The organism is Microbacterium sp. ARD31, from assembly GCF_031844425.1.
The window spans coordinates 214,386-231,098 of record NZ_JAUZVE010000002.1; the positions used below are offsets into that span (position 1 = coordinate 214,386).

Sequence of the window (16,713 nt, forward strand, 5' to 3'; positions counted from 1 at the left end):
CTCCGCCGCCAGGACTCGAACCTAGACCTCACAGCTCCAAAGGCTGTCGTGCTGCCATTACACCACGGCGGACCGCGGCCCCCAGCGGACGCCGCCCGTCAAGTCTGCCAGGCCCCGATCGCCGCGACGCACCACGATTCCCGGCCGACGCCCATCGGAGCCCGATAATGGAGCCATGACGCACGAGACCGACGAAGTGGACCGCATCGTCGGCGCGTGGGGCGTGCAGCGCCCCGACCTGGACTTCTCGCCCCTCGAGGTGCTGTCGCGGGTCGACCGCCTCTCGCGGCACCTCGACCGCGCTCGGCGCGACGCGTTCCGCCGCAGCGATCTGGAGCCCTGGGAGTGGGATGTGCTGTCGGCGCTGCGTCGGGCCGGAGAGCCGTTCCAGCTCAGTCCCAAGCAGCTCCTGCAGCAGACCCTCGTCTCGAGCGGCACGATGACCAACCGCATCGACCGCCTGGTCGCCCGCCGACTGGTGCGGCGCGAGGCTGATCCCGCAGACGGCCGCAGCGTGCTGGTCACCCTCACCGAGGACGGCCGGGTGCGCGTGGATGCCGCGATCACCCGACTCGTCGATGCCGAGGCCGTGCTTCTCGGCGCCCTGTCGCGCGGTGACCGCGAGCGCCTGGCGAGCCTGTTGCGAAAACTCAGCCTGGGCTTCGACGCGTCGGCGACTCCCCTCAGCCCATCCGCTCGGTGAGGGCGAACCACGCCGCCTCGACATCGTCCCGTTCCGATTCGAGCGCGCCGATCCGCGCCATCTCGGCGCCGAGACCGACGTAGTCGGCCTGGTCGTGGTCGGCGAGCGCGGTGCGGGCGGCGGCGATCTGCTTCTCCAGCTTCTCGAGCCGCCGCTCCAGCGCCGACAGCTCTTTCTGGGCCGTGCGAAGCTCGGCGCCGCCGAGCCCGGCCGGCGTCGCGCCGGCCGCTGCGGTGGGCGCGGACTCCTCCGCCTGCTGGCGCGAGCGCAGCCGCAGGTACTCGTCGACGCCGCCGGGCAGGTGGCGCAGGTGACCGCCGAGGATCGCGTACTGCTGGTCGGTGACGCGCTCGAGGAAGTAGCGGTCGTGCGAGACGACCAGCAGCGTCCCGGGCCACGTGTCCAGGAGGTCCTCCATCGCGGCGAGCATGTCGGTGTCGAGGTCGTTCGTGGGCTCGTCGAGGATCAGCACGTTGGGCTGCTCCAGGAGGATCAGCAGCAGCTGGAGACGGCGCTTCTGGCCGCCTGACAGGTCCTTGACCGGGGTGGACAGCTGCGCGCTCGAGAACCCCATCCGCTCCAGCAGCTGCCCCGGGGAGAGCTCCTGCGTCTTCGATCCCGACCCGAAGGAGTAGGTGGTGCGAAGGCCCTCGATGACGACGCGGACCGGGTCCTGCAGGTGGTCCTCCAGCTCGTCGAGCCGCTGCGAGAGGGTCGCGACCTTGACGGTCTTGCCGCGCTTGACCCGACCACCGGTCGGCTCCACCTCACCCGAGACGAGGCCGAGCAGGGTCGACTTGCCGGCGCCGTTGACACCGAGGATGCCGGTGCGCTCGCCCGGGGCGATCCGCCACTCGACGTCGCTCAGCACGGTCCGGGTGCGTTCGGGCTCGAGCGGGTCGGGGTACGACACCGAGGCGTCGAGGAGGTCGACGACGTCCTTGCCCAGTCGCGACACGGCCAGCGAGCGCAGCGTCACGGCATCCCGGATCTCGGGGACGTCCTCGATGAGGGCGTTGGCCGCGTCGATGCGGAACTTCGGCTTCGACGTGCGCGCGGGAGCGCCGCGCCGCAGCCACGCGAGCTCCTTGCGGGCGAGATTCTGCCGGCGCGCCTCGATCGCCGCCGACTGCCGGTCGCGCTCGACCCGCTGCAGGATGTAGGCCGCGTACCCGCCGTCGAACGGCTCCACGATGCGGTCGTGGACCTCCCAGGTGCGCGTGCAGACCTCGTCCAGGAACCATCGGTCGTGCGTGACGACCAGCAGAGCCCCGGCGCCGGGGCTCCAGCGGCGCTTCACGTGGTCGGCGAGCCAGGCGATGGCCTCGACGTCGAGGTGGTTCGTGGGCTCGTCAAGGAACAGCACGTCGTGGTCGCCGCTCAGCAGCGCGGCCAGCGCGACACGGCGGCGCTGCCCACCCGAGAGGTCGCGCACCGGCGAGTCCCAGGGGATGTCGGACAGAAGCCCCGCGATGACATCGCGGGTGCGGGCGTCGCCCGCCCATTCGTGCTCGGGTCGGTCGCCGACCACGGTCTGAGCGATGGTCAGGGAGTCGTCCAGCACGTCCGCCTGATCGAGCACGCCAACCCGGACGCCGCCGCGCACGGTCACGCGTCCTGAGTCCGGCTCGCGCCGTCCGGCGAGCATCGCCATGAGACTGGACTTGCCGTCGCCGTTGCGTCCGACGATGCCGATGCGGTCGCCCTCGTCGACGCCGAGCGACACCCCCTCGAACACGACGCGGGTGGGGAACTCGAGATGGAGGGCTTCAGCCCCCAGAAGATGTGCCATATCGTCTCCAGGCTAGGCGAGCAGCCTTGGCAGTCGTCGCCGAGTTGCACACGTGATACCCCCTGGGGTATAGTTTGCGAGCGTCATTGGGATACCCTGAGGGGTATTGAGAGGAGTGGGAATGCGCATCATCATCGTCGGAGGCGTCGCCGCAGGCATGAGCGCCGCGGCACGTGCCCGCAGGCACGACGAGACCGCCGAGATCGTCGTCCTCGAGCGAGGACCCGAGGTCTCCTTCGCGAACTGCGGCCTGCCGTATCACGTCAGCGGAGAGATCGCCGACGCAGATTCGCTCCTCCTCCACACGCCGACGACGCTGCGCGCGGCCCTCAACCTCGACGTGCGCACCGGTCACGAGGTCACGGCGATCGACACCGTCGCGCGGACGATCACCGTGCTCTCGGAGGACGGCACCGACACCCTCGACTACGACGCGCTCGTGCTCTCGCCGGGCGCCTCGGCGCTCGTCCCCCCGCTCCCGGGGCTCGGCTCGCCGCGCGTGCGGACCCTGCGGACGGTGGCCGACGCCGTGACCCTTCGCGAGCGGGCGACCACCGGCGCGCGCCGGGCCGTCGTCCTGGGCGGCGGCTTCATCGGGATCGAGGCGGCCGAGGCCCTCCGACACGCCGGTCTCGACGTCGACGTCGTCGAGCTCGCTCCCCACGTGCTTCCCCCGCTCGAGCGCGAGCTCGCCACCCTCGTCACCGAGGAGCTGCAGGGCCTCGGCATCCGCGTGCACGACGGGGTCGGCGCCGAAAGCGTGGAGCGCGGCGCGGACGCCGACACCGTCGTCCTCGCCGACGGTACGCGCATCGCCGCAGACGTCATCGTCCTGTCGGTGGGCGTCCGGCCCGACACCGCGTTCGTCGAGGCAGCCGGCATCGACACCGTGCGCGGCGCCATCGTCGTGGACGACCGCGGCCGCACGTCGGCCCCGGGCGTCTGGGCGGCCGGGGATGCGACCGCGTCCGTCGATGCCGTCACCGGCGCGGTGCGCCCGGTGGCCCTCGCCGGGCCCGCCAACCGCGCGGGCCGCCTCATCGCCGACGACATCTTCGGCAGCGGCAGCGGCCGGGCCATCACCCAGCCGCTGGGAACCGCGATCGTGCGCGTGGGCGGCCTGACGGCGGCGATGACCGGGGGGAACCGGGCCGCTCTCGACGCGGCCGGCATCGCCTACCGCACCCTGCACCTGCACCCCAACCAGCACGCCGGCTACTTCCCCGGTGCCGCCGCGATGCACCTGATCGTGCACGTCGGCGAGGACGGGCGGCTCCTCGGCGCGCAGGCCGTGGGCACCGAGGGCGTGGACAAGCGCATCGACGTGCTCGCCACGGCGCTGCGCGCCGGCCTGGCCGCCGACGACCTGATCGACCTCGACCTGGCGTACTCGCCGCCTTACGGCCAGGCGAAGGACGCCGTCAACCTCGTGGGCATGGTGGCCGAGAACGTACGAACCGGCCGACTGCGTCTCTGGTACGCCGAAGACGCGGCGACGATCGGCGAAGAGGCGCTCGTTCTCGACGTCCGGAGTGCCGCCGAGTTCGCCACCGGGCATCTTCCCGGGGCCCTGAATATCCCGCACACCGAACTGCGGGGCCGCCTCGACGAGGTACGGGATGCCGCCGCAGACCGTCCGGTGCGCGTCATGTGCGCCGCCGGCGTCCGCGCGAACATCGCTCACCGCATCCTCGTCGGCGCGGGCTTCGACTCGTCGTCGCTGTCGGGCGGCATCCAGACCCTCCGCCACTGGTACGGTGCCGACGTCGAGCGGATCCTGTCGACCGAAGGAGCATTCGCATGATGATCACCGGAACACCCGAGGAGCAGGCCGCCGCGCAGAAGCGGGTCGTCAACCGGCTGCGTCGCGCGCACGGTCAGCTGGCGGCTGTCATCGCGGCCGTCGAGAACGGCGGATCGTGTCGCGACGTCGTGACCCAGCTCGCCGCCGTCACGAGCGCGCTGGACCGCGCGGGATTCGCCATCATCTCGACCGCGATGAGAGACTGCGTGGTCGATCCCGACGCCACCGCCGCGGCCGAGGGCCTCACCGCCGATGAGCTCGAGAAGCTCTTCCTCTCACTCGCCTGACCCCTCCCCCACACCCGCATCCACGAAGGAGACCGACATGTGTCAGCGCATCACCTGCACCACCTGCGGCAAGGCCACCTGGGCCGGCTGCGGTCAGCACGTCGAGGAGGCGCTCGCCGGCGTCCCCGAGGCGTCGCGCTGCCCGGGCCACCCCGACCAGCCCTGACCGCATCGCGACGACGATGGCCCGCCTCCGAAGAGGCGGGCCATCGTCGTCGGTACCGGACCGGGGATCAGACCAGACCGTTCTCCTCGAGCCATGCCGAGGCGATGTCGGCAGAGGACATCTGGTCGACGGTGCTCTGGACGTTGAGGGCCACGAGGCCCTCCGGCGTCAGCGCGGCGCTGACCTCGTTGATGACGTCCGCGATCTCGTCGGCCACGTCGGCGCTCACGAGCGGGATCACGTTCGACGCGAGGAACAGTCCCTCGGGGTCGTCGAGGACCATGAGGTCCTCGGTCTCGATGCGCGGGTCCGCGGTGTAGACGTTGGCGATGTCGACCGTGCCGGCGACGAGGTCCTCCACGGTGGTCTCGCCGGTGGCCGAGAACTCGACCTCGACGCCGTACGTGTCCGCGAGGCCCGACGGCCCGTAGGGCCGCTCGGCGAGCTCGGGCGGGCCGCCCAGGGTCAGCGGGCCGTCGACGTCCGCCAGATCGGCGATGCTCGCGAGCCCGTTCTCCTCGGCGAAGGCCGCCGTGACGGTGTACGAGTCCTGGTCGCTCGCCTCGGACGCGTCGAGGACCGTCAGGCCCTCGGGCAGCGCATCGGCGAGCGCGGCTTCGACATCCTCGGGGGTGCGCGCCTCGGTGTCGGGCTCGAAGTACTGCAGCAGGTTTCCGCTGTATTCGGGGAAGAGCGTGATCTCTCCGCTCTCGATGACCGGGAGGTACGCGTCGCGCTGGCCGATCTGGAACTGCCGCTCCACGTCGAAGCCGGCGTTCTCGAGGGCCTGCGCGTAGATCTCGGCGATGATCTCGTTGGAGTAGTAGGCCTGCGAGCCGACCACGATCGTCTCGCTGGAGCCGGTGTCACCCGGATCGGTGTCGGTGTCGGCCTCGAGCGGGTCGCCCGAGGCGCAGCCGGCGAGGACGAGGGCGGTGGCGGCGGCGAGGCCCGCCGCGGCGAGGAGGCGGGTGCTGTGCGCTGTTCTCATGATGCGATTCTCTCTTGTTCGGTGGGGGTCGGGTCGGTGGTCGTCTGCCGGGAAGCCGTCGCGTCGGGCGACCGGCGCCGTCCGCGGGGTGCGTCGCGCAGGGCGCGGGGAACGGCGGCGCGCTGCGCGAGCGCCAGAAGCGCGTCGAGCACGAGGGCGAGGACGGCGACGAGGATCGCGCCGCCCAGCACCTGATCGAAGCGCCGCAGCGGTATTCCCTGGATGATCGGGAAGCCGAGGCCGCCGAGGTTGACGTAGGCGGCGATGGTGACGGTCGCGACGACCTGGAGGGTCGCAGAACGGAGCCCCCCGATCAGCAGGGGCAGGCCGAGGGGCACCTCGACGCGCCACAGCACCTGCCAGCGCGTCATGCCCATGGCCTTGGCGGCGTCGATCACGCGTCGGTCGATGGCCTCGAGACCGGTGTACGCACCGGCCAGGAGGGAGGGGATCGCCAGCAGCACGAAGGTGATCACGGCGGCCTCCGGGCGGCGGAGGACCCCGAGCAGCAGCACGAGGAGCACGAGCAGGCCGAAGGACGGGATCGCGCGTGCGGCTCCCGAGATCGCGACCGCGATCTCGCGCCCGCGGCCGGTGTGGCCGATGGCCCAGCCGGCGGGGATCGCGATCAGCGCCGCGATCGCCACGGGGAGGAAGGTGTACCAGAGGTGCTGGCCGAGGAGAGTGGGGATGGCGTACTGACCCTCGAGCCGCTCGGGCGAGAAGATCCAGGCGAACGCGTCCAGGATGAGGTTCATGCGGCAGCCCCTGCCTCTGCGCTCGCGATGCTCTCGCCGCCGCGGGCCGGGGCCGCGGGTGGGGTGATCGTGCGACGCGTCCAGGGCATGAGCGCTTTGCCTGCGAGCACGAGCAGCCCGTCGATGACGAGGGCGAGCGCCATGACGACGATGATGCCTGCGAGCACCTCGGGCACGATCCGGCGCTGCAGGCCGTTGGTGAAGAGGTAGCCGAGGTTGGTGACCCCGACGAGGATGCCGACTGTGGCCAGCGAGATCGTGCTGACCGCGGTGACCCGGAGGCCGGCGAGGACGACCGGCCCCGCCAGCGGCAGGTCGACGGCCCAGAAGCGGCGCCGGGAGCCGAAACCCATCGCGGTCGCCGAGCGGCGGACCGCGTCGTCGACGCTGTCGAGGCCGTCCGCGACGGCGCGGACCATGATCGCGACCGCATAGATGGTCAGCGCGACGATCAGGTTGGTCTCGCTGAGGGCGCTGTAGCCGATGACGGTGGGCAACAGGATCAGCAGCGCCAGGGACGGGATCGTGTACAACAGGCCGGTGACGGTGATGATCCACCCGCGCAGCAGCCGATACCGCCACGCCACCCAGCCCAGCGGCAGGGAGATGACGAACCCGAGGACGATGGCGAGCGCGCTCTGGCGCAGATGGACGAGGGTGAGCTCGCCGATCAGGTCGAGATTGTCGAGGATCCAGCTCACGGGACCGTGCCCTCGGACGTACCCGCCGAGGCGCCTCCTGCGCCGGCCTCGTCCACGAGCGACCCCTGCGCACGGCCCTCGGCGTCGACGACCACCGTGCCGTGCGGGGTCCGGCGCAGGCTGAGCGCGCGCTTGCCCTTCTCGGCGCCGATGAAGCTCGCCACGAAGGACGTCGCGGGATTCTCGATGATCTCGTCCGGCGTGCCGATCTGCGCGACCCGGGCCTGGCGTTCCAGGATGACGACCTGATCCCCGAGGAGGAACGCCTCGTCGATGTCGTGCGTGACGAACACGATGGTCTTGCCGATCTCCCGCTGGAGGCGCAGCAGCTCCTCCTGCAGCTCGGCGCGGACGATCGGGTCCACGGCGCCGAAGGGCTCGTCCATGAGGAGGATGTTCGGATCGGCGGCGAGGCCTCGCGCAACGCCCACCCGCTGCTGCTGCCCGCCCGAGAGCTGATGCGGGTAACGGTCGGCCATCGCGTGATCCAGCCCCACCGTGTCCATCAGCTCGAGGGCGCGAGAGCGAGCCTCGCGGCGCGGCCGGCCCTGGAGCACGGGCACGGTGGCGATGTTGTCTGCCACCGTGAAGTGCGGCATGAGGCCGGAGTTCTGCATGACGTAGCCGATGCTGCGGCGCAGCTGCACGGGGTCGCGCCGCGAGATGTCGTCGCCGTCGATCGAGATCGAGCCGCTGGTGGGATCCACCATGCGATTGATCATCCGCAGCAGCGTCGTCTTGCCCGACCCCGATGACCCGACCAGCACCGTCGTGCGGTGCGGGGGGATCACCAGATCGAAGTCCTCGACGGCGAGCGTGCCGTCCGGGAACTGCTTGGACACATCGGTCAACTCGATCACGCGTGCGCTCCCCTCATCGCGTTCACGGTACCGGACCCCCGCGACGTCACGGCGATCGCGACCGCGGGTTGCTCCCGGCCTCCCGCGCCGCTATGGTGCACCGCCACGGTGCGTGGCACGGGCGCCGGAGCTCAGTACCAGAAGCTCAGGCGCGGAGGCTGATGCCACCCGAACACCCGTGCCGCCGCAACCGGGTCGGATGCCGCGATGAGACCGGCGCGTGCCAGCGTGACGACCGAGACGCCTCCGAGATAGACGGCTGCGAGCTCGCGGATGCCGAGCGAGAGCGAGATCGCGTCCGGCGCGGCATCCGTCGTCCTCGTCGCCCGGGCGGAGCCGTCCGCGTCGACCTCGAGGACGAAGCGCCCATCGGCCAAACCCAGGGGATCCTCGACGTCGAGCACGAGGCGACCCGCCGCACCGTAGCGGCGCGCCGCGAGGGCTGCGGGCACGTCCAGGATGCGGATGTACTGGTGATCGCTCACCGTCACCGTCGCCGCGCGCTGATCGGAGATCATCCACCACAGCGGCTCGTCGACCGACAGTTCCCGCGCGCGCACCTCGCCCACCAGGTCGAGCTCGACGAAGAACCGCCACAGCGCGGCGTAGGCGTCGTCGTCGGCGGCGAGGAGGTAGACCACGTCGACCGTCGCCTTGGTGTGGTCGTCGTGATTCTCGGACACCCGGTACAGCGCGAGACCGCGCACGGTGCCCGAGGTGTCGGCGTACTGCACGGCGCGCACCTCGCCGGCGTCCTTCGCGTCCGGCCGGGTGCCGGCGAGCGTGTCCCAGTGCCCGGCGGGGACGTCGATCTCGCCAGGCGTGCCGAGGCGGACGCTGTCGTGGAGCGCGGGGATGAGCTCGCGGAGCCGCTCGCGCGAGATGAAGTCCACGCGACCTGCGGGGACCGGACCGGTCCACGCCGCCCGCTTGACGTCGATGCGCCACGCGGCGGCCGGCGCCGCCGACGCGAACCCGTAGCGGCCGTAGAGGGTCGACTCGCTCACGGTGAGCATGGCCGCGGGCGCACCGGAGGCTGCCGCGACGCGCAGCTCGCCCTCGAGCATCGCGCGGGCGATGCCGCGACGTCGGTGCGTGGGCGCCACGGTCACCGCCGAGATCGCGCACGAGGGGATGCCGACCCCGCCGGGAACGGCGAGCTCGCCGATCCAGGACGCGATCGTGGCGACCGGGGCGTCCGGGTCCGGCGCCGACCCGTCGTACACCCCGGTGACGCGGCGGTATGCGCTGCGTTCGCGTATCGCCGCGAGCTGCTCTGCGGATCGCTCGCCGTCCTGGAAGCCGCGGGCGACCACCTGGACCCACGGGTCGAAGGATGCCGGGTCGTCCACCGGCACGGACCGATAGCGCAGTCCCGCCCCGGCCAGCCGGTCGGCGGAGGCGGGGTCGAGGGGCGCGCTCAGGAAGCCCGAGCGAGAGACGTCGGCGGCGTCGGGGTCGTCGGTGATCATCGGGATCCTCTCTCCGGGAGCGGAAGCGGGAGCGGAAGCAGGAGCGCCGGCGCGCAGGACCGGGCGCCCCAGGGGCCGTCACGCATGGCGCAGGCGGGCCCCGGCGACGGGCCCGTGCACGTGCAGGGCGGTGTGCCCGGCGGCCGACAGGGTCACCTGCAGGTCGAGTGCGGCGGTGGCATCCGCGCACAGGAACGCGAGGGTCGGTCCCGATCCCGAGACGAAACCGGCGAGTGCCCCGGACGCGCGCCCGAGGCGCAGCACATCGCCGAGCGCCGGGCGCAGCGACACGGCCGCAGCCTCGAGGTCGTTGCGGGTGTGGGCGGCGAGGGCGTGCGGGTCGCCGGCGCGCAGGGCCTGCAGCACTCCGGGGTCGACGTCGGGGGTCTTGCGCGGCGGCGCGATGTCGGGACGGGTGCGCAGCGAGTCCAGGTGCGCGTACACCTCGGGTGTCGACAGGCCGTCGGGACGCGTGACGACCACCCACTCGAAGCGTCCCTGCGCGAGGGCGGGGCTGAGCTGATCACCGCGTCCGGTGCCGATCGCGGTGCCGCCCATGAGGGCGAACGGCACGTCGGCGCCCAGTCTCGCGGCGAGACGATGGAGCTCGGCCGAACCGAGGTCGGCACCCCACAGCGCATCGCACGCGACGAGCGCGGCTGCGGCATCCGCGGACCCGCCGCCCATGCCGCCGGCCACCGGTACGTGCTTGACGATGTCGAGGTGGACTCCCCCGGTGTGGCCGATGCGCTGCGCGACCAGCCGGGCCGCGCGCAGGGCGAGGTTGCGGTCATCCGACGGCACCCCGGCGACATCCACCGTGCCGCGGATCGACACGGTGAAGTCGAGCGCCGGCTCCGCCCACAGATCCTCGTACAGCGAGACCGCCTGGTAGGCCGAGGCAACGTCGTGGTAGCCGTCGTCCTGGACATCGCCGACCTCGAAGAAGACATTCAGCTTGCCCGGCGCGCGCACGTGCACGCGGCCGTCGGCGAAGGCGCCGGTCACAGCTTCGCCGAATCCGCCCACAGATCGACGTCGATGCCGTCCGACAGCGCGTCGATCCTCTCGAGCTCCTCCATGGTGAAGGCCGGTCCGTTCACGGCGGCGAGGTTCTCGTCCAGCTGCGCCGGACGCGACGCGCCGATGAGGGCCGACGCGACGACCGGGTCGCGCAGCACCCACTGGATCGCCATCTGCGCGAGGGTCTGCCCGCGCTCGTCGGCGATCACGTCCAGGCCGCGGAGCGTCGCCTTGCCCTTCGGCGAGAGTTCGGCGTCGGGGAGCGAGGCGCGCTTCTGCGCGCGCTCGACGGGGCCGTCGCCGAGGTACCTGCTCGTGAGCAGTCCCTGCGCCAGCGGGGTGAAGGCGATCGCCCCCATCCCCTCCTGCGCGAGCACGCCGGTCAGACCGTCTTCGACCCACCGGTTGAGGATCGAGTACGCCGGCTGGTGGATCACCAGCGGCGTCCCCAGCGACCGGGCGACGGATGCCGCAACCGCCGTGCGCTCGGCGGAGTAGGACGAGATGCCGACATAGAGCGCCTTGCCCTGCCTGACGAGGGTGTCGAGGGCCGCGACCGTCTCTTCGACCGGGGTGACCGGGTCCGCGCGGTGCGAGTAGAAGATGTCGACGTGGTCCAGGCCCATGCGGGTGAGCGACTGCTCGGCGCTGGCGAGGATGTACTTGCGCGAGCCCAGATCCCCGTACGGGCCGGGCCACATGTCCCATCCGGCCTTGGACGAGATGATGAGCTCGTCGCGGTACGGCGCGAAGTCCTCGCGCATCATGCGGCCGAAGTTCGTCTCGGCCGCGCCGTAGGGCGGTCCGTAGTTGTTGGCCAGGTCGAAGTGCGTGATGCCGCGGTCGAACGCGTGCCGAAGGAGCGTCCGCTGGTCGTCGAAGGGGATGTTGTCGCCGAAGTTCCACCACAGCCCGAGCGACAGCGGCGGCAGGTAGAGCCCCGACGTCCCGACCTGCCGATAGCCGGTGGCCGCATACCGCTCGCCCGAGGCGGAGTAGGGGCGGTGGATGTCGGCGACGTCGGAGCGGAAGCGTGGCGCATCGGTCATGGATCCGAGGCTATCGGCAGGGAAACGTCGTCGTAACAGATCCGGCTTACTCTGGAGTGTTCACCGGCCGCACCCTGCGCCGGGAAAGGAGGGCGCCCATGACCGCACTTTCCGCACTGCCGCAGCGACAGCATCCGGGCACCGCCCTGCTGGATCGCGACGACGTCGTGCTCGATCGCGGCATCCTGCATGTCGTCCACGACACCCTCAGCCCGCTCGAGGCGCGCACCGCCGATCTGCTGATGGTCGCCGATGTCCTCGAGACCGCCGGCATCGAGGTCACCCTCATCCGTCACGATCGCGCGGTTCCGGCCCTCGTCGTCGACATCGAGCAGAAGGATGCCGCGCTGGCCGCGCTCGCCGAGGTGTGCGCCCGGACGCCGCTGTACGGCAAGGCGAAGCGCCGCCCGGCGGTCCTCGTGTCCGACCTCGACCTGCCCGGCGCGGAACCGACCGTCGTGCGCTTCTACGTGCCCCGCATCACGGCGAACCACAGTCTGCGCTACGCCGCCGCGCTCGGCGCACGGGTGGAGTTCTGGCGCTTCGGCGCCGACGTCGTCGAGGCGCCGGGCGCGAACGCGCTGCTGCGGGCGACGACGTCGACCGGTGACGTGTCGTTCGAGACCGTCGAGCGCTTCGGCCGCGCCTGGCGCACCGTGGCCGGCATGTTCGACGCGCAGCCGGACGAGTTCACCGGCGAGATCGACATGGTCTTCTCCTGGGTCGACGGTTCGTCCAGCGAGTTCCAGCGCCAGCGCGCGGCGCAGATGGCCGAGTACGTGGTGGGCGAGGGCGACGACGGTCCGGCCCGCTACCGCCACGTCGACGAGCTGCGGTACGCCCTGCGCAGCGTGCACATGTACGCCCCGTGGGTGCGTCGGATATTCATCGCCACCGACTCGCCCGCGCCCGCGTGGCTGGCCGATCACCCCAAGGTCACGATCGTGCGCAGCGAGGAGTTCTTCGCCGATCCCTCGGTGCTCCCCACGCACAACTCCCACGCCGTCGAGGCTCAGCTGCACCGCATCCCCGGCATCGCCGAGCACTTCCTCTATTCGAACGACGACATGTTCTTCGGGCGGATGGTCGAGCCCGAGCTGTTCTTCAGCTCGGCCGGCATCAGCCGCTTCGTCGAGTGCGAGGTGCGCATCGGCCCCGGGGAGCCCGCGACCCAGCGCAGCGGGCACGACAACGGCCTGCGGGTCAATCGCGCGCTGCTGCGGGAGCGGTTCGGCCGCACGATCGTCCGCGACCTCGAGCACTGCGCCGCTCCCCTGCGTCGCAGCGTCATGGCCGAGCTCGAAGCCGCCTTCCCCGAGGACTTCGCGCGGACGGCGGCGTCGAGGTTCCGCAGCGCGACCGACATCTCGGTGACCAACAGCCTCTACCACTACTACGCGCTCATGACCGGGCGCGCCGTGGCGACGCGGCGTCCGCGTGTGGAGTACGTCCAGACCACGCTCGCGGCGTCCATGCGGCGCATGGAACGACTGGCCGAGCGCACCGACGTCGACATGTTCTGCCTGAACGACGGGGGTGAGCGCGAAGTGCCCGAAGAGCTGCGCGTGCGTGCACTGCGCACCGCCCTCGAGCGGATGTTCCCTGTGCGCGCCCCGTGGGAGAAGGCCGAGCTCAGCGAAGGACAGCGATCGGCTCGGTCGGCGCATCCGGCCGGAGGCCGCTGACCGTCTCGACCCCGGCATCCTGAAGTCGTCGACGCGCCTCGGCGGCATCGATGTGCTCGAGCGTCTGCGGGGCGTCCACCGGGGCGACCGAATGCACGACCGTGTCGGCGAAGACGTGCACGAGGTTGAACGCCTGCGCACCGTCCTGCGGACGCGTGCCACCGACCGGGACCGTGAGGTCCTGGGCGTAGCAGGTGGACGAGGCAACCGACACCGGGATGCCCGCGAAGGTGGCGAACGTCGAGTAGTGCAGGTGCCCGGCGATGATCGAGCGGACGTCCGTACCGCGCAGAACCGCCGCCAGGCGTCGCTGATCGCGCAGCTCGACGCTCGCGGCGAGGGGGAGCACGCTCGGTACCGGCGGGTGGTGCATGGCGAGGATGGTGCCCAGCGGCGCGGGGGTGGCCAGGACGCTGCGCAGCCACGCCAGCTGGTCGTCGCTGAGTTCGCCGTGGTGGTGTCCGGGCACGGTCGAGTCGAGGGTGACCAGGCGCAGCCCGTCGAGCTCTTCGACCCGATCGACCGGCCGGGCATCGGCGGACGGGTCGTCCAGAAGTCCCGCCCGGAAGGCCGCGCGGTCGTCGTGGTTGCCCATGACCCACACCACGCGGGTGGCCAGCCGTCGTGCGAACGGCTCGACGCGCTCACGGAGAGCCTCGTAGGCGTCGCGTTCGCCGAGGTCGGCCAGGTCGCCCGTGAAGACCACCGCGTCGGGGCGGATGCCGGACGCCTCGATGGCGCCGAGCGCGCGTTCCAGACGTTCGACGCCGTCGATGAGATCGAACAGCCGTGAGCCCGCCGCGCGCAGGTGGGTGTCGCTGATGTGCAGCAGGATCCGCTCCGGCGCCGGGTACTCGGCGATGCGCATGATCTCGTCTCCCCATGCCCCGCGGTCGAGACGAGGCATGCGAAATGTTACCGACATGTTTCGTACCCGAGGGCCGCAACGCGGTGAACGAGACCGAAACGGTGTGTGACGATCCGGTCAGCCCAGCGAACCGGTCAGCCCAGAGAACCGGTCAGCCGAGCGAAGCGGCGACCCGCACGAAATCATCGATCGAGAGCTCCTCGCCGCGCGCCGTGGGGGCTACGCCCGCGGCCTCGAGGACGCGCGTGGCGTCGGCGGCCGTTCCCCCGAGCACGCCGGCGAGCGCTTGGCGGAGCATCTTGCGGCGCTGCTGGAACGCGGCATCCACGATCGAGAAGGTGCGCCGGCGCAGCTGCTCATCGCCTCGCGGCTGCGCATCCCGGCGGAACGCCACGAGCACGCTGTCGACGTTGGGCACCGGCCAGAACACCTGGCGTGACACGGTGCCGGCCAGCCGCCACGGTCCGTACCACGCCGCCTTCACGCTGGGCGCGCCGTAGACCTTGGATCCGGGCGGGGCGGCGAGTCGCTCGCCGACCTCCGCCTGCACCATCACCACGCCGCGCTCCAGCCCCGCGAAGGTCTCGAGGAAGTGCAGCAGCACCGGGACGCTGACGTTGTAGGGCAGATTCGCCACGAGCACCGTGGGCTCGCCGGGCAGTTCCCTCACCCGCAGGGCGTCGGCGTCCACGACCGTGAGCGCACCATCGGGCACCCCGTGCGCGGCGGCGGTCTCCGGCAGGCGCGCCGCCAGGCGGTGGTCGATCTCGACGGCGGTCACGCTCGCGCCCGCCTCGAGGATCGCCAGCGTCAGGGAGCCGAGCCCGGGCCCGACCTCGACGACGCGCTCCCCCGACGTCACCCCGGCGACCTGGACGATCTTGCGCACCGTGTTGGCGTCGACGACGAAGTTCTGCCCGAGCTTCTTGGTGGGGGTGACGTCCAGTTCGGCGGCGAGCGCGCGGATCTCAGACGCGCCGAGCAGGTTCACGGGCATGCGCTTCACTGTAGCCGTGGCACAGCGGGGCCGCCGACGCACGGTCTTGACAGCCGCTCAGGCGGACGGCAAGGGTGGGGCGCACGTCCGGGCCTGCAGGCCGGCGGCGGCCCCATGAGGAGGAGCGGTCCATGAGTTCAGCGCAGACGGCGGATGCGAACGCCTCGGTCCCGATCGCCCGCGTGGTGCTGGTGGCCGCGACCGCCGCGCTCGGCGGCTTCCTGTTCGGCTTCGACACCGCGGTCATCAACGGCGCCGTGGGAGCGATCGGCGAGGAGTTCGACGCCGGACCGTTCCTGCTGGGGTTCTCGGTCGCCTCGGCGCTCATCGGCTGCGCGATCGGCGCGTGGTTCGCCGGTCGGATCGCCGACCGCTACGGCCGCATCCGCGTCATGATCATCGCCGCGACGCTGTTCATCATCAGCGCGCTCGGCTGCGGCTTCGCGTTCGGGATCTGGGATCTGTCGTTCTGGCGCATCGTCGGCGGCCTCGGCGTCGGCGCGGCCTCGGTGATCGCGCCCGCCTACATCGCCGAGGTGTCACCCCCGGCCCAGCGCGGACGACTCGGATCGCTGCAGCAGATGGCGATCGTCATCGGCATCTTCGTCGCCCTCCTCACCGACGCCGCGATCGTCGCGGCCGCCGGGAGCGCCTCGTCGCCGTGGCTGTTCGGTATCGACGCGTGGCGCTGGATGTTCCTGTCGGAGCTCGTGCCCGCGGTGCTTTACGGGCTCCTGGCCCTGACGATCCCCGAATCCCCGCGCTACCTCATCGCGCAGGGTGAGGTGGCGCGGGCGAAGAAGGTCCTCACCCGTTACGTCGGGGGCGACGTCGAGAAGACCACCACCGACATCATCAAGACCGTCGAGAACCGCCCCGACCGGCCGCGCTTCGCGATCCTGCGCGGCTCGACGTTCGGGCTGCTGCCCATCGTGTGGGTCGGCATCGGGCTCTCGGTCCTGCAGCAGTTCACCGGCATCAACGTGATCTTCTACTACTCCAGCGTGCTGTGGCAGGCGGTCGGCTTCACCGAGCAGGACTCGCTCACCATCACCGTCATCACGTCGGTGACGAACATCCTCACGACGATCGTGGCCATCATGCTCGTCGACCGGATCGGCCGTAGACCCCTGCTGCTCGTCGGCGCCATGGGGCAGTTCGCGTGCCTGGCGGTCCTGACGTTCATGTTCGCCACCGCGCCCGTCGTGGACGGGGAACCGGTCCTGCAGGGCGCCGCCGGGACCGTCGCGCTCGTCGCGGCGAACCTGTACGTCGTCTTCTTCGGCGCGTCGTGGGGACCGGTGGTGTGGGTGCTGCTGGGCGAGATGTTCAGCAACCGGATCCGTGCGATCGCCCTCTCGGTCGCCGCCTCGGCGCAATGGGCCGCGAACTTCGTGATCTCGACGACCTTCCCGGCGCTCGCCTCGGTCGGCCTGGGCCTGGCCTACGGGGTCTACACGTTCTTCGCGTTCGTCGCGATCTTCTTCGTCATCCGGTTCGTGCGCGAGACCAAGGGGCAGACCCTGGAGTCGATGCGCGACTGAGTGCCGACGGGCG

General features: G+C 71.4%; 16 protein-coding genes and 1 tRNA gene. 6 read left to right on the forward strand and 11 right to left on the reverse strand.

Annotated elements, in window-relative coordinates; all coding sequences use genetic code 11:
* Positions 1-72, reverse strand: a tRNA-Gln gene (locus Q9S36_RS07730).
* A gap of 103 nt (positions 73-175) precedes the next feature.
* On the opposite strand from Q9S36_RS07730, the gene Q9S36_RS07735 reads away from it, so the two are divergent.
* Positions 176-703 carry a MarR family winged helix-turn-helix transcriptional regulator gene (locus Q9S36_RS07735; RefSeq protein WP_251450466.1) on the forward strand — a complete coding sequence of 176 codons (528 nt, stop codon included), beginning with the start codon at positions 176-178 and terminating at the stop codon, positions 701-703.
* On the opposite strand, the gene Q9S36_RS07740 is transcribed toward Q9S36_RS07735, so the two are convergent.
* The gene (locus Q9S36_RS07740) at positions 684-2,495 is read right to left on the reverse strand and encodes an ABC-F family ATP-binding cassette domain-containing protein (RefSeq protein ID WP_311284621.1); all 1,812 of its coding nucleotides are present in this window, start codon (positions 2,493-2,495) and stop codon (positions 684-686) included. The two genes, Q9S36_RS07735 and Q9S36_RS07740, sit on opposite strands and share 20 nt — an antisense overlap.
* A 121-nt stretch (positions 2,496-2,616) precedes the next feature.
* On the opposite strand from Q9S36_RS07740, the gene Q9S36_RS07745 reads away from it, so the two are divergent.
* Genes Q9S36_RS07745 through Q9S36_RS07755 form a run of 3 tightly spaced genes read left to right on the forward strand, consistent with a single transcriptional unit; the run spans position 2,617 to position 4,752 of the window.
* Entirely contained in the window at positions 2,617-4,299 is a 1,683-nt protein-coding gene (locus Q9S36_RS07745) for an FAD-dependent oxidoreductase (protein ID WP_311284622.1), read from the forward strand.
* Entirely contained in the window at positions 4,296-4,586 is a 291-nt protein-coding gene (locus tag Q9S36_RS07750; protein ID WP_311284623.1) for a metal-sensitive transcriptional regulator, read from the forward strand. Before Q9S36_RS07745 ends, Q9S36_RS07750 begins: the two co-directional genes overlap by 4 nt.
* A 37-nt stretch (positions 4,587-4,623) precedes the next feature.
* Positions 4,624-4,752 carry a hypothetical protein gene (locus Q9S36_RS07755; RefSeq protein ID WP_285814542.1) on the forward strand — a complete coding sequence of 43 codons (129 nt, stop codon included), beginning with the start codon at positions 4,624-4,626 and terminating at the stop codon, positions 4,750-4,752.
* A 67-nt stretch (positions 4,753-4,819) separates the two neighbouring features.
* Here the strand turns inward: Q9S36_RS07755 and Q9S36_RS07760 are convergent, their stop codons facing one another.
* The 7 genes from Q9S36_RS07760 to Q9S36_RS07790 all read right to left on the reverse strand — a co-directional run bounded on the left by Q9S36_RS07760 (position 4,820) and on the right by Q9S36_RS07790 (position 11,606).
* Entirely contained in the window at positions 4,820-5,743 is a 924-nt protein-coding gene (locus tag Q9S36_RS07760) for an ABC transporter substrate-binding protein (protein WP_311284624.1), read from the reverse strand.
* Entirely contained in the window at positions 5,740-6,501 is a 762-nt protein-coding gene (locus tag Q9S36_RS07765) for an ABC transporter permease subunit (protein WP_311284625.1), read from the reverse strand. The genes Q9S36_RS07760 and Q9S36_RS07765 overlap by 4 nt, the downstream gene beginning before the upstream one ends.
* The gene (locus Q9S36_RS07770) at positions 6,498-7,202 is read right to left on the reverse strand and encodes an ABC transporter permease (RefSeq protein WP_311284626.1); all 705 of its coding nucleotides are present in this window, start codon (positions 7,200-7,202) and stop codon (positions 6,498-6,500) included. Before Q9S36_RS07770 ends, Q9S36_RS07765 begins: the two co-directional genes overlap by 4 nt.
* A complete protein-coding gene (locus Q9S36_RS07775; protein WP_311284627.1) occupies positions 7,199-8,062 on the reverse strand; it encodes an ATP-binding cassette domain-containing protein in 864 nt (287 codons plus the stop codon). The genes Q9S36_RS07770 and Q9S36_RS07775 overlap by 4 nt, the downstream gene beginning before the upstream one ends.
* Positions 8,063-8,193: 131 nt before the next feature.
* Positions 8,194-9,534 carry a GNAT family N-acetyltransferase gene (locus Q9S36_RS07780; RefSeq protein ID WP_311284628.1) on the reverse strand — a complete coding sequence of 447 codons (1,341 nt, stop codon included), beginning with the start codon at positions 9,532-9,534 and terminating at the stop codon, positions 8,194-8,196.
* 78 nt (positions 9,535-9,612) lie between these two features.
* Positions 9,613-10,542: a 4-(cytidine 5'-diphospho)-2-C-methyl-D-erythritol kinase gene (locus Q9S36_RS07785; RefSeq protein WP_311284629.1), complete on the reverse strand. Its 930-nt coding sequence runs from the start codon at positions 10,540-10,542 to the stop codon at positions 9,613-9,615.
* The gene (locus tag Q9S36_RS07790) at positions 10,539-11,606 is read right to left on the reverse strand and encodes an aldo/keto reductase (RefSeq protein WP_311284630.1); all 1,068 of its coding nucleotides are present in this window, start codon (positions 11,604-11,606) and stop codon (positions 10,539-10,541) included. Before Q9S36_RS07790 ends, Q9S36_RS07785 begins: the two co-directional genes overlap by 4 nt.
* Positions 11,607-11,704: 98 nt before the next feature.
* Between Q9S36_RS07790 and Q9S36_RS07795 the strand changes: the two genes are divergently transcribed.
* The gene (locus Q9S36_RS07795) at positions 11,705-13,291 is read left to right on the forward strand and encodes a stealth conserved region 3 domain-containing protein (RefSeq protein ID WP_311284631.1); all 1,587 of its coding nucleotides are present in this window, start codon (positions 11,705-11,707) and stop codon (positions 13,289-13,291) included.
* Here Q9S36_RS07795 and Q9S36_RS07800 read toward each other — a convergent pair.
* Positions 13,239-14,159 (reverse strand): phosphodiesterase, encoded by a 921-nt coding sequence (locus Q9S36_RS07800; RefSeq protein WP_311285063.1) that lies wholly within the window; start codon positions 14,157-14,159, stop codon positions 13,239-13,241. The two genes, Q9S36_RS07795 and Q9S36_RS07800, sit on opposite strands and share 53 nt — an antisense overlap.
* Before the next feature lie 151 nt (positions 14,160-14,310).
* Positions 14,311-15,156, reverse strand: coding sequence for a 16S rRNA (adenine(1518)-N(6)/adenine(1519)-N(6))-dimethyltransferase RsmA (gene rsmA, locus Q9S36_RS07805; RefSeq protein WP_311284632.1), 846 nt, complete (start codon positions 15,154-15,156; stop codon positions 14,311-14,313).
* Positions 15,157-15,287: 131 nt separating this feature from the next.
* On the opposite strand from rsmA, the gene Q9S36_RS07810 reads away from it, so the two are divergent.
* On the forward strand, positions 15,288-16,700 hold the full coding sequence (locus Q9S36_RS07810) for a sugar porter family MFS transporter (RefSeq protein ID WP_311284633.1): 1,413 nt from the start codon (positions 15,288-15,290) through the stop codon (positions 16,698-16,700).
* Positions 16,701-16,713 lie beyond the last annotated feature (13 nt).

What these genes read in the sequence shown, in the direction of transcription:
- Q9S36_RS07735 (WP_251450466.1), top strand. Translation starts at nt 176, where the DNA reads ATGACGCACGAGACCGACGAAGTGGACCGCATCGTCGGCGCGTGGGGC.
- Q9S36_RS07740 (WP_311284621.1), bottom strand. Translation starts at nt 2,495, where the DNA reads ATGGCACATCTTCTGGGGGCTGAAGCCCTCCATCTCGAGTTCCCCACC.
- Q9S36_RS07745 (WP_311284622.1), top strand. Translation starts at nt 2,617, where the DNA reads ATGCGCATCATCATCGTCGGAGGCGTCGCCGCAGGCATGAGCGCCGCG.
- Q9S36_RS07750 (WP_311284623.1), top strand. Translation starts at nt 4,296, where the DNA reads ATGATGATCACCGGAACACCCGAGGAGCAGGCCGCCGCGCAGAAGCGG.
- Q9S36_RS07755 (WP_285814542.1), top strand. Translation starts at nt 4,624, where the DNA reads ATGTGTCAGCGCATCACCTGCACCACCTGCGGCAAGGCCACCTGGGCC.
- Q9S36_RS07760 (WP_311284624.1), bottom strand. Translation starts at nt 5,743, where the DNA reads ATGAGAACAGCGCACAGCACCCGCCTCCTCGCCGCGGCGGGCCTCGCC.
- Q9S36_RS07765 (WP_311284625.1), bottom strand. Translation starts at nt 6,501, where the DNA reads ATGAACCTCATCCTGGACGCGTTCGCCTGGATCTTCTCGCCCGAGCGG.
- Q9S36_RS07780 (WP_311284628.1), bottom strand. Translation starts at nt 9,534, where the DNA reads ATGATCACCGACGACCCCGACGCCGCCGACGTCTCTCGCTCGGGCTTC.
- Q9S36_RS07790 (WP_311284630.1), bottom strand. Translation starts at nt 11,606, where the DNA reads ATGACCGATGCGCCACGCTTCCGCTCCGACGTCGCCGACATCCACCGC.
- Q9S36_RS07795 (WP_311284631.1), top strand. Translation starts at nt 11,705, where the DNA reads ATGACCGCACTTTCCGCACTGCCGCAGCGACAGCATCCGGGCACCGCC.
- Q9S36_RS07800 (WP_311285063.1), bottom strand. Translation starts at nt 14,159, where the DNA reads ATGCGCATCGCCGAGTACCCGGCGCCGGAGCGGATCCTGCTGCACATC.
- rsmA (WP_311284632.1), bottom strand. Translation starts at nt 15,156, where the DNA reads ATGCCCGTGAACCTGCTCGGCGCGTCTGAGATCCGCGCGCTCGCCGCC.
- Q9S36_RS07810 (WP_311284633.1), top strand. Translation starts at nt 15,288, where the DNA reads ATGAGTTCAGCGCAGACGGCGGATGCGAACGCCTCGGTCCCGATCGCC.